At 54.5% G+C, this 16,299-nt stretch carries 14 protein-coding genes and 1 pseudogene; 7 read left to right on the top strand and 8 right to left on the bottom strand.

The window, feature by feature from the left end; all coding sequences use genetic code 11:
• Positions 1-60 precede the first annotated feature (60 nt).
• From pldA to rhtC, 3 genes are all read left to right on the top strand, one after another.
• Complete coding sequence (gene pldA / locus AWR26_RS24595) at positions 61-930, top strand: phospholipase A (RefSeq protein WP_064568869.1); 870 nt, start codon at positions 61-63, stop codon at positions 928-930.
• A gap of 67 nt (positions 931-997) precedes the next feature.
• Positions 998-2,824 carry an ATP-dependent DNA helicase RecQ gene (gene recQ, locus AWR26_RS24590; RefSeq protein WP_064568868.1) on the top strand — a complete coding sequence of 609 codons (1,827 nt, stop codon included), beginning with the start codon at positions 998-1,000 and terminating at the stop codon, positions 2,822-2,824.
• Positions 2,825-2,885: 61 nt separating this feature from the next.
• Entirely contained in the window at positions 2,886-3,509 is a 624-nt protein-coding gene (rhtC, locus tag AWR26_RS24585; RefSeq protein ID WP_043955840.1) for a threonine export protein RhtC, read from the top strand.
• 80 nt (positions 3,510-3,589) lie between these two features.
• Here the strand turns inward: rhtC and rhtB are convergent, their stop codons facing one another.
• The gene (gene rhtB, locus AWR26_RS24580; protein ID WP_007369155.1) at positions 3,590-4,210 is read right to left on the bottom strand and encodes a homoserine/homoserine lactone efflux protein; all 621 of its coding nucleotides are present in this window, start codon (positions 4,208-4,210) and stop codon (positions 3,590-3,592) included.
• Between the two features lie 108 nt (positions 4,211-4,318).
• Here rhtB and pldB point away from each other — a divergent pair, with 108 nt between their 5' ends.
• The 3 genes from pldB (at position 4,319) to AWR26_RS24565 (ending at position 7,141) form a co-directional block, all read left to right on the top strand.
• A complete protein-coding gene (gene pldB, locus AWR26_RS24575) occupies positions 4,319-5,311 on the top strand; it encodes a lysophospholipase L2 (protein ID WP_064568867.1) in 993 nt (330 codons plus the stop codon).
• A 25-nt stretch (positions 5,312-5,336) separates the two neighbouring features.
• Positions 5,337-6,137, top strand: coding sequence for a sugar/pyridoxal phosphate phosphatase YigL (yigL, locus tag AWR26_RS24570; protein ID WP_007369153.1), 801 nt, complete (start codon positions 5,337-5,339; stop codon positions 6,135-6,137).
• Between the two features lie 104 nt (positions 6,138-6,241).
• The gene (locus AWR26_RS24565) at positions 6,242-7,141 is read left to right on the top strand and encodes a carboxylate/amino acid/amine transporter (RefSeq protein ID WP_064568866.1); all 900 of its coding nucleotides are present in this window, start codon (positions 6,242-6,244) and stop codon (positions 7,139-7,141) included.
• Here AWR26_RS24565 and metR read toward each other — a convergent pair.
• Positions 7,029-7,982 (bottom strand): HTH-type transcriptional regulator MetR, encoded by a 954-nt coding sequence (metR, locus tag AWR26_RS24560; protein WP_071892795.1) that lies wholly within the window; start codon positions 7,980-7,982, stop codon positions 7,029-7,031. The genes AWR26_RS24565 and metR overlap by 113 nt on opposite strands.
• Positions 7,983-8,227: 245 nt before the next feature.
• Between metR and metE the strand changes: the two genes are divergently transcribed.
• Positions 8,228-10,489, top strand: a complete 2,262-nt coding sequence (gene metE, locus AWR26_RS24555; RefSeq protein ID WP_064568864.1) for a 5-methyltetrahydropteroyltriglutamate--homocysteine S-methyltransferase — start codon at positions 8,228-8,230, stop codon at positions 10,487-10,489.
• Between the two features lie 48 nt (positions 10,490-10,537).
• Here metE and AWR26_RS24550 read toward each other — a convergent pair whose 3' ends face one another.
• The 6 genes and pseudogenes from AWR26_RS24550 to AWR26_RS24530 form a co-directional block, all read right to left on the bottom strand.
• The gene (locus AWR26_RS24550; RefSeq protein WP_064568863.1) at positions 10,538-11,044 is read right to left on the bottom strand and encodes a hypothetical protein; all 507 of its coding nucleotides are present in this window, start codon (positions 11,042-11,044) and stop codon (positions 10,538-10,540) included.
• Positions 11,045-11,215: 171 nt separating this feature from the next.
• Entirely contained in the window at positions 11,216-11,722 is a 507-nt protein-coding gene (locus tag AWR26_RS24545) for a hypothetical protein (RefSeq protein ID WP_064568861.1), read from the bottom strand.
• A gap of 138 nt (positions 11,723-11,860) precedes the next feature.
• Positions 11,861-12,304 (bottom strand): AfaD family invasin, encoded by a 444-nt coding sequence (gene afaD / locus AWR26_RS24540; protein ID WP_167351162.1) that lies wholly within the window; start codon positions 12,302-12,304, stop codon positions 11,861-11,863.
• Positions 12,305-12,321: 17 nt separating this feature from the next.
• The gene (locus tag AWR26_RS25835) at positions 12,322-12,537 is read right to left on the bottom strand and encodes a FimD/PapC C-terminal domain-containing protein (protein WP_244256259.1); all 216 of its coding nucleotides are present in this window, start codon (positions 12,535-12,537) and stop codon (positions 12,322-12,324) included.
• 117 nt (positions 12,538-12,654) lie between these two features.
• Positions 12,655-14,897, bottom strand: a pseudogene (locus tag AWR26_RS24535) (fimbria/pilus outer membrane usher protein); the annotation flags it as partial.
• A 229-nt stretch (positions 14,898-15,126) separates the two neighbouring features.
• On the bottom strand, positions 15,127-15,873 hold the full coding sequence (locus AWR26_RS24530) for a fimbria/pilus periplasmic chaperone (RefSeq protein WP_167351161.1): 747 nt from the start codon (positions 15,871-15,873) through the stop codon (positions 15,127-15,129).
• Positions 15,874-16,299 lie beyond the last annotated feature (426 nt).

The following is a 16,299-nucleotide window of genomic DNA, read 5'->3' as shown; positions in this document are numbered from 1 at the left end:
TGTAGAATACTTGCGGGGAACTTCTTCAATTCAACAATATGATTCGGGAGCATAAAACCGATGCGGACCTCTCTGGGTTGGTTTTTCGCAGTGCTTGCACTGCCTTTTATGGCATACGCACAAGAAGCTACGGTAAAGGAAGTTCATGATGCCCCCGCCGTGCGCGGCAGCATCATCGCTAATTTATTGCAGGAACACGATAATCCTTTCACGCTTTATCCTTATGAAACCAACTACGTGCTCTATACCGACACCAGCGATCTGAACAAGGAAGCGATTCGCTCCTATAACTGGTCTGATAATGCGCGTAAGGACGAAGTGAAGTTTCAGCTCAGCCTGGCGTTTCCGCTGTGGCGCGGGATTCTGGGGCCCAATTCTGTTTTTGGCGCTTCCTATACGCAGAAGTCCTGGTGGCAGCTCTCCAATAGCGCCGAGTCATCGCCGTTCCGCGAAACCAACTACGAACCGCAACTTTTCCTCGGTTTCGCCACCGATTATGAGTTTGCTGGCTGGACGTTGCGCGATGTGGAGATGGGTTATAACCACGATTCAAACGGCCGTTCAGACCCGACATCGCGTAGCTGGAACCGCATTTATACCCGGCTGATGGCGCAAAACGGCAACTGGCTGGTTGAAGTGAAGCCCTGGTATGTGGTGGGTTCCACCGACGATAACCCGGACATCACTAAATACATGGGCTATTACCAGTTGAAGATTGGTTATCAACTGGGTGAGGCAATCCTCAGCGCCAAAGGGCAGTACAACTGGAATACCGGCTACGGCGGTGCGGAAATCGGCATCAGCTATCCGATAACCCGACACGTCCGGTTCTACACCCAGGTTTACAGCGGCTACGGCGAATCATTGATTGACTATAATTTCAATCAAACCCGTATTGGTGTAGGTGTGATGCTTAACGATCTGTTTTAAGCATTGCAGTTTCTGGCGCGGGCGCTGAAAATAGCGCCTGTTTTTATTTCAGGCGAATGGGGTCATTGTGGCGCAGGCGGAAGTATTGAATCAGGAATCGCTGGCTAAACAGGTCTTGCAGGAGACCTTCGGCTACCAGCAATTCCGCCCGGGCCAGCAGGATATTATCGACACCGTGCTGAGCGGCCGCGACTGTCTGGTAGTGATGCCGACTGGTGGCGGGAAATCCCTGTGCTATCAAATTCCGGCGCTGGTGCTGGAGGGGTTGACGGTGGTGGTTTCGCCGTTGATCTCACTGATGAAAGATCAGGTCGATCAGCTACTTGCCAACGGCGTTGCGGCGGCGTGCCTGAACTCTACCCAAAGCCGTGAGCAGCAGTTTGACGTGATTAACGGCTGTCGCAACGGGCAGATCCGTCTGCTTTATATCGCGCCCGAGCGCCTGATGCTCGACAACTTCCTTGACCAGTTGCGCCAGTGGAACCCGGTGCTGCTGGCCGTTGACGAAGCGCACTGTATTTCCCAGTGGGGTCACGATTTCCGCCCGGAATACGCCGCACTTGGCCACCTGCGCCAGATGCTGCCGTCCGTGCCTTTTATGGCGCTGACCGCGACGGCCGATGACACCACGCGCCGCGATATCGAACGCCTGCTGGGCTTAAACGATCCGCTGATCCAGGTCAGCAGCTTCGACCGTCCGAACATCCGCTATATGCTGATGGAAAAATTTAAACCGCTCGATCAGTTGCTGCGTTACGTACAGGAGCAGCGCGGTAAATCCGGCATTATTTATTGCAACAGCCGCGCCAAAGTGGAAGACACCGCCGCGCGTCTGCAAAGCCGTGGGTTCAGCGCGGCGGCTTATCATGCCGGGCTGGATAACGAGCTGCGCGCGCGAGTGCAGGAGCAGTTCCAGCGCGACGACTTACAAATCGTGGTGGCAACCGTGGCGTTCGGCATGGGCATTAACAAGCCCAACGTACGTTTCGTGGTGCATTTCGACATCCCGCGTAATATCGAATCCTATTATCAGGAGACGGGCCGCGCCGGGCGTGACGGTCTGCCTGCGGAAGCGATGCTGTTTTACGATCCGGCGGATATGGCGTGGCTGCGCCGTTGTCTGGAAGAGAAACCAGCCGGGCCATTGCAGGATATTGAGCGGCACAAGCTCAATGCGATGGGCGCATTTGCTGAAGCGCAAACCTGCCGTCGTCTGGTGCTGCTCAACTATTTCGGCGAAGGGCGGCAGGAGCCCTGCGGCAACTGCGACATTTGCCTCGATCCGCCGCGCCAGTACGATGGTTTGCAGGACGCGCAAAAAGCGTTGTCGGCCATCTATCGCGTCAATCAGCGTTTCGGTATGGGGTATGTAGTGGAAGTGCTGCGCGGTGCGAACAATCAGCGCATCCGCGAATTCGGTCACGACAAATTACCGGTGTACGGCATTGGCCGCGAGCAGAGCCATGAACACTGGGTGAGCGTGATCCGCCAGCTTATCCATATGGGATTCGCCACTCAGAATATTGCTCAGCATTCTGCGCTTCAGCTAACGGAAGCGGCGCGTCCGTTGCTGCGCGGTGAAGTGCCGCTGATGCTGGCAGTGCCGCGAATGGTGGCGCTGAAGCCAAAAGTGATGCAGAAAGCCGCCGTTGGCAATTACGATCGCAAGCTGTTCGCCAAGCTGCGTAAATTGCGAAAAGCGATTGCCGACGAAGAGAATATCCCGCCTTATGTGGTGTTTAACGATGCAACGCTGATCGAAATGGCCGAGCAGATGCCGCTTTCGCCAGGGGAAATGCTCAGCGTAAACGGCGTGGGAACGCGCAAACTTGAGCGTTTCGGCCAGGAATTTATGGCGCTTATCCGCGCACATGTCGACGGCGACGAAGAGTAGTTTTAGCGGCCGAAAAGTGCCAGGATAGTCACTCACTGAATTATCTTCCCGCAGGTTCTCTATGTTGATGTTATTTCTTACCGTGGCGCTGGTGCATATCGTTGCCCTGATGAGCCCCGGCCCGGATTTCTTCTTCGTTTCGCAAACTGCCGTTAGCCGCTCGCGCAAAGAGGCGATGATGGGTGTGTTCGGCATCACTTGTGGCGTAATGGTGTGGGCTGGCGTGGCGCTGCTCGGCCTGAACCTGATCCTCGAAAAAATGGCGTGGTTGCACAGCATTATTATGGTCGGCGGTGGTCTTTATCTGTGCTGGATGGGCTACCAGATGCTGCGCGGTGCGTTGAAGAAAGATCAGAAACCGGCTGATGCGCCGAAAGTGGAGCTGGCGACCAGCAGCGGCCGCAGTTTTCTGAAAGGGTTACTGACCAATCTGGCGAACCCGAAAGCCATTATCTACTTCGGCTCGGTGTTTTCACTGTTTGTCGGCGATAGCGTCGGCGCCAGCGCGCGCTGGGGTATTTTCGTGCTGATTGCGCTGGAAACGCTGGCCTGGTTTACCGTCGTCGCCAGCCTGTTCGCGCTACCGGCAATGCGTCGCGGTTATCAGCGTCTGGCGAAATGGATTGACGGTTTTGCCGGCGCGCTGTTTGCCGGCTTCGGCATCCACCTGATTATTTCCCGTTAATTCATCTGCCGGTTGGCGCTTCGTTATCCGGCCTGCGGATTTTCCAGGCCCGGTAAGCGTAGCGCCACCGGGCACCTGCCTCAGGCGTGGCGGGCAGAAGCCAGCAACGCGCCGACCAGCACGAACAGCGAACCAAATACCTTATTCAGCGCCTTCATCTGGTGCGGGCCTTTGATCCAGCCAGCAATGCGCTGCGCCAGCGTCGCGTAGCCAATCATGACAATGATGTCGACAACGATCGTTGTTACTCCCAGCACCACATACTGCATCACCTGCGGCTGATGCGGCACGATAAATTGCGGGAACAGGGCAGCAAGAAAAACGATGCTTTTCGGGTTGGTCAGATTAACGAATACCGCCCGCTTAAACAGCCGACCGCGCGACTGGGTTTTCGCCAGCGTATTGAGATCGATAGCGCCTGCGGCGCGCCACTGCTGAATACCCAGCCAAATCAGGTAGGCTGCGCCCGCCCATTTCAGCACTTCAAACGCCAGCACGGAACGAGAAAACAGCGTACCCAGCCCGACACCGACCAGCACGATATGAATGCCAAGCCCGGTCTGCAATCCGGCAATGGAAGCCGCTGCGCCGCGATAGCCGTAGCCAATGGACGTGGTCATGGTGTTAATCGCGCCGGAACCGGGCGAGAGGCTTAAAATGATTGAGGTCAGCAGGTAGGCGAACCACCATTCGAAGGTCATGAGAAATTCCTGGTTGTCTGTTTTTATGCCACAATACGCTATTGTCAGTGGATTTTGCTATTGGTCACAAAAAAACGATTTTACATGGCTAACAGGGGCGAAATTCCGATGTTTCGGCAAAAAACGGCCTGGGAAACCAGAGAAAAAGCGTTCGCGGCATTTACCACCGGGCCGCTGATGGATTTCTGGCGCTCGCGTGAAGAAGCCGTGTTTACCGGTGTCGATAATGTACCCGTCAGTTTTGTCCGCTTTCGCGATCGTCGCCACGATCGGGTGATTGTGATTTGTCCGGGCCGCATTGAAAGTTATGTCAAATACGCCGAACTGGCGTATGACCTGTTCTACCTCGGTTACGATGTGTTGATTATCGATCACCGCGGGCAGGGGCGCTCCGGGCGGATGTTGGCGGATACGCACCGCGGTCATGTAGTCAACTTTAGCGATTATGTTGATGATTTGGCGGCATTCTGGCAGCAGGAAGTCGCCGACGGTCCCTGGCGCAAACGCTATATCCTGGCGCATTCGATGGGCGGCGCGATCGCCACGCTCTTCTTACAGCGTTATCCGCATGCCTGTGATGCTATTGCCCTGTGCGCGCCGATGTTCGGCATTATCATTCGCCTGCCGGAATGGATGGTGCGCCCGCTGCTTGATTGGGCGGAAAGCTATCCGCGTCTTCGCGACAATTACGCCATCGGCACCGGAAGCTGGCGCGCACTGCCGTTCGCGATTAACGTGCTGACCCACAGCCGCGAGCGTTACCGGCGCAATCTGCGTTTTTATGCCGACGAACCGACGCTGCGCGTGGGCGGGCCGACATGGCACTGGGTGCGCGAAGGCATTCTGGCCGGAGAACACGCGCTGGCAGGGGCGGCAAACGATGACACTCCAACATTGATTATTCAGGCGGAAGAGGAGCATGTGGTGGATAACCGTATGCAACAACGCTTCTGCGAAATTCGCGCTGCGGCGGGTCACCCTTGTGAAGGGGGAAAACCGTTTGTTATACCCGGCGCGTACCATGAGATCCTTTTTGAAAAGGACGCTATGCGCTCAGTCGCGCTTAACGCCATCGTCGAATTTTTCGACCGGCATAACTAATTATTTATTGAGGTAAAATTTTCCTATGTACCAGGTTGTTGCGTCTGATTTAGATGGCACGTTGCTCTCACCTGACCACACACTGTCTCCGTTCGCGAAAGAAACGTTAAAACTGCTGACCGGCCACGGCGTCAATTTTGTCTTTGCTACCGGCCGCCACCATGTCGATGTCGGGCAAATCCGCGATAATCTCGGCATCAAGGCCTATATGATCACCTCCAACGGCGCGCGCGTGCACGACACCGACGGAAATCTGGTCTTTAGCCACAATCTGGATCGCGATATTGCCAGCGATCTGTTCGGTGTGATGCACAACGAGAAAGATATCATTACCAATGTCTACCGTAACGACGAATGGTTTATGAACCGCCATCGCCCTGACGAGATGCGTTTTTTCAAAGAAGCGGTGTTCCAGTATTCGCTGTATGAGCCGGGTTTACTGGAGCCGGAAGGCATCAGCAAAGTCTTCTTCACCTGCGACAGTCATGAAAAATTGCTGCCGCTGGAGCAGGCGATCAATGCGCGCTGGGGCGACCGTGTCAATGTCAGCTTCTCGACGCTAACCTGCCTGGAAGTGATGGCGGGCGGCGTATCGAAGGGGCATGCGCTGGAAGCCGTTGCCGGAGCGCTGGGCTATGGTCTGAAGGATTGCATCGCCTTTGGCGATGGTATGAACGATGCTGAAATGCTGTCGATGGCCGGGAAAGGCTGCATTATGGGTAATGCCCATCAGCGCCTGAAAGATCTGCATCCGGAGCTGGAAGTGATTGGCACCAATGCGGATAACGCCGTGCCACATTACCTGCGTAAATTGTTCCTGCAATAAGATTGACATCTGATTATTAAATAATCAGATGTCAACCAAATACTCAAACTTTGCGCAACTGAGTCCGCTACAATGAAGCCTCACTATTTTGAGAGAGCTTCATTGTGGCGTTACTGATCATCACCACGATCCTGTGGGCCTTTTCCTTTAGCCTGATTGGCGAATACCTTGCTGGCCATGTCGACAGCTATTTCTCCGTGCTGATGCGCGTGGGGCTGGCGGCGCTGGTGTTTTTACCGTTTCTGCGTACGCGCGGGCACAACCTAAAGACCATTGGCCTGTATATGCTGGTGGGCGCGATGCAGCTTGGCATTATGTACCTGTTCAGCTTCCAGGCGTATCTCTACCTGACAGTCTCTGAATTCCTGCTGTTTACCGTCTTCACGCCGCTGTACGTTACGCTGATTTACGATCTGCTGAGTAAGCGCGGGCTACGCTGGAGCTACGCTCTGAGCGCCGGGCTGGCGGTGATTGGTGCGGCGATTATTCGTTATGACAAAGTCAGCGATCACTTCTGGATCGGTTTGATTCTGGTGCAACTGGCGAATATTAGCTTCGCCATTGGCATGGTCGGTTATAAACGCCTGATGGAAACGCGGCCGATGCCGCAGCACAACGCCTTCGCATGGTTCTATCTGGGGGCATTTGTCGTTGCTGTCACCGCATGGTTTGTGATGGGCAACCCGCAGAAGCTGCCGACGACCACCCTGCAGTGGGGCGTGCTGGTATGGCTGGGCGTGGTCGCTTCCGGTCTGGGTTATTTTATGTGGAACTACGGCGCAACGCAGGTTGACGCCGGGACGCTCGGCATTATGAACAATGTGCATGTTCCCGCCGGGCTGCTGGTCAACCTCGCTATCTGGCAGGAACAGCCGCACTGGCCGAGCTTTATTATTGGTGGTTCGGTGATAATGGCTTCGCTGTGGGTACATCGCCGTTGGGTCGCTCCGCGCTCCGCACAAACGGCAGGTGATCGCACGCGTGGTTCCGCGCTGAGCGAATAAACGCTTCGGTAACCGGCTGACGCTGCTCGCCGTCGCGCACTGCCGCGTACAGCCGGCTCCACAATCCTTCGCCCAGGGTTTTGGTCACGACCAGACCCTGGCGTTCAAAACTCTCCACCACCCAGTGCGGCAGCGCCGCGATCCCCATCCGGGCGGCAACCATCTGAATCAACAATAGCGTGTTATCAACGCTTTTCAGCGCCGGGCTAATGCCTGCCGGTTGCAGGAAATGACGCCAGATATCAAGGCGGCTGCGCTGCACCGGGTAGATCAGCAGCGTTTCGCTGGCAAGATCGTCCGGCGTGATGCGCGCTTTTGCCGCCAGCGGGTGATCCGGCGCCAGCACCAGCCGCACTTCAAAATCAAACATCGGTGAATAGTGCAGGCCGCTGCGCGGCAGAATGTCGGATGTCATCACCAGATCCAGCTCACCCTGTTGCAGCGCAGGCTGCGGGTCAAAGGTCACGCCGGATTTGAAATCCATCTCCACCTGCGGCCAGTTCTGGCGGAAGTTCTCAAGCGCAGGCGTCAGCCACTGAATACAGCTATGGCATTCAATCGCGATGCGCAATGTGGCTTGCTGCGGCTCGTTACAAGCCTGCAGCGCGCGGCTGATTTGCGGCAGTACCTGGTTGGCCAGTTGCAGCAGGATTTCGCCCTGCGGCGTAAAACGCAGCGGCTGACTTTTACGCACAAACAGACGAAAGCCGAGGCGTTGTTCCAGATCGCTGAACTGGTGGGAAAGCGCTGACTGCGTCTGATGCAGCGTCGCCGCTGCTGCAGCCAGCGACCCGCTGTTTCGTAACGCCTGTAGCGTTTTCAGGTGTTTAATTTCGATCATGAATGTCCTTCACCCCGGCATGAACAATTTGCGCTTGAGGTTTATACAGTACCTTCACAATATGGATGTGTAAACATCTGGACGTCTAAACTCGTCATATTTCGACTTGCAGGTGCGTTGGCTGCCTTGCGCGCCCCAGTCACTTACTTCAGTAAGCTCCTGGGGACACGCTACGTTGCCGCCTTCCTGCCAGCCGAACTATTTAGAGTTTTACATTCAGAATCAAAAAATCAAAGGAAGAAGACATGACAATATATAACCACACCCTCGGTTTTCCTCGCGTCGGCCTGCGTCGCGAGTTGAAAAAAGCGCAAGAAAGTTACTGGGCGGGAAATTCTTCTCGCGAAGAGCTGCTGGCGGTAGGGCGCGAGCTGCGCGCCCGTCACTGGGATCAGCAAAAACAGGCCGGGATCGACCTGCTGCCGGTCGGTGATTTCGCCTGGTACGACCATGTTCTGACCACCAGCCTGCTGCTGGGCAATGTGCCGGCTCGTCATCAGAACAACGACGGCTCTGTCGATATCGACACTCTGTTCCGCATCGGCCGCGGTCGCGCACCGACCGGCGAACCAGCGGCAGCGGCAGAGATGACCAAATGGTTTAACACCAACTACCACTACATGGTGCCGGAATTCAGCAAAGGCCAGCAGTTCAAACTGACCTGGACGCAACTGCTGGATGAGGTGGACGAAGCGCTGGCGCTGGGCCACAAGGTGAAGCCCGTGCTGCTTGGGCCGGTCACCTATCTGTGGCTGGGCAAAGTGAAAGGCGAACAATTTGATCGCTTAAGCCTGCTGAACGACATTCTGCCGGTTTACCAGCAAGTGCTGGCCGAACTGGCGAAACGCGGTATTGAGTGGGTGCAGATCGACGAACCGGCGCTGGTGCTGGAGCTGCCGCAAGCGTGGCTGGATGCCTTCAAACCGGCGTATGAGGCCCTGAACGGCAAAGTAAAACTGCTGCTGACCACCTATTTCGAAGGCGTCACGCCGAACCTGGACACCATTACCGCGTTGCCGGTACAGGGTCTGCATGTCGATCTGGTACACGGTAAAGACAACGTTGCGCAGTTGCATCAACGTCTGCCTGCCGACTGGCTGCTCTCTGCTGGTCTGGTGAATGGCCGTAACGTCTGGCGCGCCGACCTGACCGAGAAATATGCGCAGATTAAAGATGTGGTCGGCAAACGTCCGCTGTGGGTTGCCTCTTCCTGTTCGCTGCTGCACAGCCCGATCGATCTGAGTGTTGAGACGCGCCTTGATGCTGAAGTGAAGAGCTGGTTCGCTTTCGCCCTGCAAAAATGCGAAGAACTGGCGTTGTTACGTGATGCTCTGAACAGCGGCAATACCGAAAAACTGAATGAATGGAGCGCCCCGATCCAGGCGCGCCGCCACTCTACCCGCGTGCACAACCCGGCGGTGGCAAAACGTCTGGCGGCGATCACCGCGCAGGACAGCCAGCGGGCGCGTCCGTACGCTGAACGTGCGCAAGCGCAGCGCGTGCGTTTCAACCTGCCGGCGTGGCCGACCACGACTATCGGCTCGTTTCCGCAGACCACCGAGATCCGCGGCTTGCGTCTGGATTTTAAACAGGGACGTTTAGATGCGGGCAATTACCGCACCGGCATTGCTGAACACATTAAGCAGGCGATTATCGAACAAGAGCGTTTGGGGCTGGATGTGCTGGTACATGGCGAAGCTGAACGTAACGACATGGTGGAATACTTCGGTGAACACCTTGATGGTTTCGTCTTTACGCAAAATGGTTGGGTGCAGAGCTACGGCTCTCGCTGCGTGAAGCCGCCGGTGGTGATCGGCGACGTGAGCCGCCCGGAAGCGATTACCGTCGAGTGGGCGAAGTACGCGCAATCGCTGACCGAAAAACCGGTCAAAGGCATGCTGACCGGTCCGGTCACCATCCTCTGCTGGTCTTTCCCGCGCGAAGATGTCACCCGCGAAACCATCGCCAAACAGATCGCGCTGGCGCTGCGTGACGAAGTGGCCGATCTGGAAGCTGCCGGTATTGGTATCATTCAGATTGACGAACCGGCACTGCGCGAAGGTTTACCGCTGCGCCGCAGCGACTGGGATGCTTACCTGGCGTGGGGCGTGGAGGCGTTCCGTATTAATGCTGCAGTGGCGAAGGATGACACGCAGATCCACACCCACATGTGCTATTGCGAGTTCAACGACATCATGGATTCCATCGCCGCGCTGGATGCGGATGTGATCACCATTGAAACCTCGCGTTCGGATATGGAACTGCTGGAGTCGTTCGAAGAGTTCGAATACCCGAACGAAATCGGACCGGGCGTGTACGATATTCACTCGCCGAATGTGCCGAGCGTGGCGTGGATCGAAGCCCTGCTGCAAAAAGCGGCGCAGCGCATTCCGGCACAGCGTCTGTGGGTGAACCCGGATTGCGGTCTGAAAACCCGCGGCTGGCCGGAAACCCGCGCCGCGCTGGCTAATATGGTGAAAGCCGCGCAGAACCTGCGTCAGCAGTAAACCGCTATGCGCCGCCGGATCGTCCCCTGGCGGCGTTTTTTTGAGGTATTACGGCGTCTCGGTTAACAGCTCCAGAGAGAGGGTGTAGACGCCGGGTTCAAACACATCACCATCCTGGCCATAAAAGCTGAATGTTTGCTCTGCGCCAGCCGCCAGCGGGCTATTGGATTTATAGGCATCGTCCGCCGCGCTCCAGGTACTGTTGAGTTTGACCGCCAGATTCGGCACAAGGTGCTTCTCCGCGCTGTTGCTGGTGTTGACCCATACGATATCGCCATTACTCGCGCGAGAATCCCCCTGCCCGCGGATGTAGTAAGTGCCTGCGGTGGTTGATCCGTTTCTAATAATGATGGTCGCAGCATGATCCATAATCGAATCGCCCGTATAGATATTGCCTGCCCCGAGGGTTCCTTCAGCGTCCATGCCTTTGGTAATGCTCCATGATGTTGGCGCATTCAGCGTCATAGAGGTGGTCGCGCTTCCATGGGATGTCAGCGTCGCAAAACTCTGGTTACTCATCAGGACCAGTAAAGTGGTCAGCATTACTTTTTTCATTAACATCATTCCGTTATTTCTTTGTAATCACAAAACGTTGAATGCGAAAAGACACAAAAGCTGTGTTACGGCCTCTCATTCAGAAAAACTGTAAAATGAGTAGAGGGCAGTGACGCTGGCAGTGCTCATACGCTCTCTGCCAGCGTGATAGCGTGACCTCACGCAGAAGTGTTACGGCGTTTCAGTTAACAATTCGATCGAGAGGTTATAAGTGCCGGGTTCAAATGTATCGCCAGACTGCCCATAAAAACTGAACGTTTTCTCATCACCCGCCGCCAGCGGAGTGTTCGATTTAAAGGCGGTATCCGCAGTGCTCCAGGTACTGTCGAGCGTGGTGGTCAGATTTGATACAACGTGTTTTTGCGTATTGTCGCTGGCATTGACCCACACAATGGTGCCATCGGTCTCAAGGGAGTCCCCTTGCCCGCGAATGTAGTAAGTGCCCGCCGCCGTCGACTCGTTCTTAATAATGATGGTCGCAGCATTGTTCAGAATGCTGTCGTCGGTATAAATGTTGCCAGCCCCAAGTGTTCCTTCAGCGTCTATGCCTTTGGTAATGGTCCATGATGTTGGCGCATTCAGCGTCATGGAGGTGGTCGCGCTTCCATGGGATGTCAGCGCCGCAAAACTCTGGCTGCTCATTAGCGCAAGTAAGGTGGTCAGTATTATCTTTTTCATAAATCATTCCTTTAGTTTCATCATCGTTGATTGTTCCCGCGCCGCATACCTGGGCGTGGGTGGTGTCGCCTTTGCAGGTGACAACCTGGTGCGCGGGCCTCCGATCCTGAAGCCCGCGTAATGCGTTGTGCTCGTTGTTCACGGGACGATGGCAAGCGCGTTGGCCGTAATGACGTATTCATCGGCAGCGGCTTGCTGGTTTCCGTCGATGACAATCTGAAAGCTGGCTCGCGTCGCGGAGGTGGTGCTGACAATGCCGCCTCGATCCTTGCTCTCACCTGACCAGTCTTCACCTGCCAGCCGAACCCGCAATTGATGCGCAGAATCACGCTTGCCCGTCAGTACATATCGCCCCGGCGTCGGGGCGCTTTTCTGTGCATTCAGCCAGGCCAGATACCCGGAATGCGCCGCCTGAAAAACTATCCGGCCGTAGCCGATAACCGTGCCATCACGCAATTTTGTCTCCTGGGGTGGATGTATGTTCAGCGTAACTTCAGGTACGGCTTCCGCTGCCTGCGCCTGTGTTGTGGGCAAACAGAGCGCGGCGACAATGAGTAACGGAAGTGTGATTTTGCTTTTCATTTCAGACACCTTCATGCTTAACGGCATACGGCTCTAAAGGCATAGATACCCGCAGAGTTTTTTTCTTCTGGTAGACGGTAGTCCGCTATACATGGGCGTTTATTGCCCAGCGAGACCAGGAGTCTTCCCGTTAGCGGTAGCCCGCTCATGTACACCTCTCCGCCATCACCCGTAATACCTGCGCCGGTGTTGGTCTCATTGCCCGCAAGCGTGACCAGCGCGCCAAAGGGCACGAGATGGTTATTCGCCTGAGTCAGCGTGATGATGGCGCGGGCACCTGTTCGGGTTGAGAATTTCGCCACGATGACGGCCCCTGCCGTAGGGACTATTCGGGTATCCGTTTGTGGGACTTCAACATCAGCGGGTAGGGTATTGGGATCGAGCGTGACTAAATTCGCCTGATAGGGCATCACGTAGTCCAGCGTGGTGTATCCACGAAAATCGGTTTTCACGCCGGGAATATCGCCTGCCGATACGCCTGCTGCGCCCGGCGCTGCTACCAGCGCCACGGTTTCTCCCAATGGCTGGCCCAGCGTGATCCCATGGCGATGAATCACTACGCCGCCAGCCACGCCCGCATTCATCTGGCGGGAGGATTGGCTGTAGCGATAACCGCCTTTCAATTCACCATAAGCGCCGCGCCAGGTCAGATTAATCAGGCTGCTGTTTCGGTCGGTAGCCGGGTTGCCAGGCGTCATCCGTTCACGTACATCCCAACTCAGACGGCGATCAAAGCTGTCGCCATTCAATCCCATTTCATGCTGCATACCGCGTATGTCCCCGTTTACCATCTGATAACTGGCACGCGAGTGGTTTCCCATCCAGCGATCCAGAGGCAGGCTAATCCAGAAACTCACTTCCCGATCCGTTTTACGCCCGACTGGCTGTGCGCCGCCGTGGTAAACCGGCTCCTGGCGTTGCGTCCAGTTCAGTGACCATGTGGCGTCATGAAAACTTGCGGCCCAGGAAACCATCAGCTCATCCCGCGTCTCGTGATGTTGCCAGTAGCTCTCCCTGGCCCCCGTCAGGCTCACCGACCCCCACTGTCCCAGGGACTGGCTGAGTGTCAGACTGGAGCGCATTTTGCGGCGCAAATTGTTCTGATTCAGATATCCGCCAGCTTCATGCGCCTGATCGCTGTCCAGCACCGCCGACAATCCGTGGAATCCCGACGACGCGTAGCGGTTGCAGGAAAGTGTGAATCCGGTATGCGTGGCTTCAATGCTTTTGCTGTAGCGCACGCGCCAGGCGCTGCCTTGTGAATGCTCTTCTCTGCGTGGCTTTCTCTGTTCCTGAATGCCATCCAGCGAAATAGCGCCCAACTTATTGAGTGATACCCCCAGCCCCAGCGATGCTGCGCTGTAATGGGCTGCGTTCTGTAAACCTCCGTAAGCCGTTATGCCCCATGGCAACCCATACATCAGGGACGCCTGAACGACATAACTATCGCTGACCGCGCCATTTGACGGGCGGTAGCGACCGCTCATCAGGTTGTACTTGAAATAACCTTCACGAAGCGCGATAGCTGGCGTGGTAGAGGGCACAATAAAACTTTGCTGGCGGCCGTCGTTTTCAAAAATTGTCACCTGTAAGTCGCCGCCGTCACCGGCGGAGGGAAGATCTGTCAACGCAAAAGGCCCTGGCGCAACGGTGGTGCTGTAAATCACATAACCGCTGCGTTTGACTTCAATCCTGGCCTGCGTGCGCGCGATCCCCCGAATAACAGGGGCGAATTCTCTTTGGTTATAGGGAACCATTGCTTCATCGGAGCCAACCATTACCCCCGAAATGGAACGCTGTCAAAGATGTCGGCCGGGGTGTAACGATCCCCCAATGCCAGACGGCTTTTCAGGTCATATAATCCGCGTTCAGCATAGGTCCAGGCAGTCTGCCATTTTCCTGGCGATTGACTCTCTTTCTGCCAGGTTGTCAGATTTCGCAAACGCCAGGCGCCAAGATTCACTCCCGGCTCAAGCTGGGCGAACGTGGTGCTATTCGTTGAGGATCCGCTGCCTGATGATGCCGAACGGGCTGTATTTATACGGTAATTCATCAGCAGGGCAGGAATACCGTCATTCCAGAGTTCCCGTGGTGCGAGACCTGATACCTTTGGGCGCAGTGCCGCCTGCGGGACACTGAGCAACAATTGCTGCTGATAAAACTGGAATGTTTCTGACGCCTGCGGAATGGCTGTCAGCGTGGCACATTGCAGTGTCTCGCCATCGGTTGTTTTCTCCGAAGCGCGAGCGACAAAGAGACCAGGGTACTCTTCTGTTTTCACGCCATATTGCGTCAGCAGGGCTTCAGTCAGGCAGGTTTTCAGAAAACGCTTGCCGTTTTTATCTCGCGCCTGATGGAATACCATCTCCCTGGAATCCACCACGACGCCGTTTAGCAAAATGTCTACCGGGTAAATTCCAGGTAGCTGGCTTCCTTCGTTAAAAACCGAGATATCAACGTTTCTTCCCTCTTCGCCACCTAATAGCGCGGGATCAAATGACCAGCTTTCTGCCGCCGCATTTGCGGGTGAACATGTGCAAACAGCTATCCCAACAAAGAGTAATGGCAGAACATAATATTGTTTTACTGTCATATAAATGTGAGCCAAACAACATCGAATATTATTGTTTTATAAACAGTAATGTGGCCATAAATATGCCTGCTACCCTTCGATAAACGCACAATAAAAAAGGGTAAAAACGCGCGTCGTTGTTATTGAACGAGAGTGATGCCAATAAATCAGCACCTGCAAGTTAATTGCATATATACATATGAATAATAAATACGCTTGCTTCTATGCTGTGGCGAATTAAATAGCATTGTTATTCTACGCTGGCTTGCCAGGTCTGACTTTCACCGCCGTAATCGTTCACGATCTTCCATTCAATTCTTTTACTTTTTGTTGCGGAAGTCAGTGTGAAATCGCGCGAAGAGAAAGGCGCAACGTATTTGATGTCCTGTACGGTAACGCCATTAATTTTTAGCGCGCTGATATTAATGTAAAACGGCGAGTTATTCGTTGCGGTCAATTTATTGCCGTGCTGCTGCCATTGCAGGCGATTTTCTGCATCGTCAGGATGGCTTTTTAACGTGCCTGGACGAATGAGCAGTTTGATACAGTTATTGATAGTGAGTTGAACGTTCAGCGAGACTTTATCTGCCTCCTCTTTTGCCCACTCGTCTCCCGCTTTGGGGGGAATTCCCTTGACGCATAACCACTGTAACGTTTCACGGTCGGCCCGGAAATTACCGCCGGTGCGCACAATACGTAATCGGCTGGACTGCTGCCCGTCCAGGCGCATCAGCGGGGGCGTTACAACAAACGGTGCTTTATTTTTCCTGTTTTCATCCAGCGCTTGAGACTGGATCAGAATGGGGTAATCCTGCGGATTGGTTACCGTCAGGGTTGTACCGTTGGACGCAGGATCATAAATCAAACGAGAGGCACCAAGCCGGACTGAAAACGTTTGGGTCGACGTTACAGAATGGGAGGATGCGGCTGAGGCGATGTCAGGCAAAAAACAAACAGATACGGCTAAAAGCGACAATGCTGAAATATTTTTTCTCACGTGACAACCCTGTATAAAAATATAAGTAAAAACGCTAAATAGTTGCGCAGAAGGAATCTTTTTTTACGGAGCTTTGCCCGGGTTTTGTTATGTCCAGTACCATTTTATGGTGCTGGTCTGTGCAATTATTTAGTGCCGTCAAAAAATGTGAATAATTCCTTCTATGATATGCGCTAAGCATAATCTTATTAAAGGCGTTTACCTGTAATAAGGTGTATCCAAAGTATTGCATGGAAGCGAAGAATAGGTAAACCAGCAAAGTTCAATATCTGGTCACTACGAAAAAGCAAAATCATCTTTTGAATTGGTGTTTTTTTATGCTGAGATTTGAAAAGACATTAAAATACATACTATTAACTGACGCTGGCGTTGAGTATTTTCTGAGGTGCAATTGCTTATTTCTGCCAGGATAATAGAATTTTCTTG

This window comes from Kosakonia oryzae (assembly GCF_001658025.2).
Lineage (GTDB): Bacteria > Pseudomonadota > Gammaproteobacteria > Enterobacterales > Enterobacteriaceae > Kosakonia > Kosakonia oryzae.
Note: the sequence above shows the minus strand (reverse complement) of the source record. Positions and strands in the feature narration are given on the sequence as shown.

Coding starts and splice junctions, on each gene's coding strand:
- pldA (WP_064568869.1), top strand. CDS start 61: ATGCGGACCTCTCTGGGTTGGTTTTTCGCAGTGCTTGCACTGCCTTTT.
- rhtC (WP_043955840.1), top strand. CDS start 2,886: ATGTTGATGTTATTTCTTACCGTGGCGCTGGTGCATATCGTTGCCCTG.
- rhtB (WP_007369155.1), bottom strand. CDS start 4,210: ATGACCTTCGAATGGTGGTTCGCCTACCTGCTGACCTCAATCATTTTA.
- pldB (WP_064568867.1), top strand. CDS start 4,319: ATGTTTCGGCAAAAAACGGCCTGGGAAACCAGAGAAAAAGCGTTCGCG.
- yigL (WP_007369153.1), top strand. CDS start 5,337: ATGTACCAGGTTGTTGCGTCTGATTTAGATGGCACGTTGCTCTCACCT.
- metR (WP_071892795.1), bottom strand. CDS start 7,982: ATGATCGAAATTAAACACCTGAAAACGCTACAGGCGTTACGAAACAGC.
- metE (WP_064568864.1), top strand. CDS start 8,228: ATGACAATATATAACCACACCCTCGGTTTTCCTCGCGTCGGCCTGCGT.
- AWR26_RS24550 (WP_064568863.1), bottom strand. CDS start 11,044: ATGAAAAAAGTAATGCTGACCACTTTACTGGTCCTGATGAGTAACCAG.
- AWR26_RS24545 (WP_064568861.1), bottom strand. CDS start 11,722: ATGAAAAAGATAATACTGACCACCTTACTTGCGCTAATGAGCAGCCAG.
- afaD (WP_167351162.1), bottom strand. CDS start 12,304: ATGAAAAGCAAAATCACACTTCCGTTACTCATTGTCGCCGCGCTCTGT.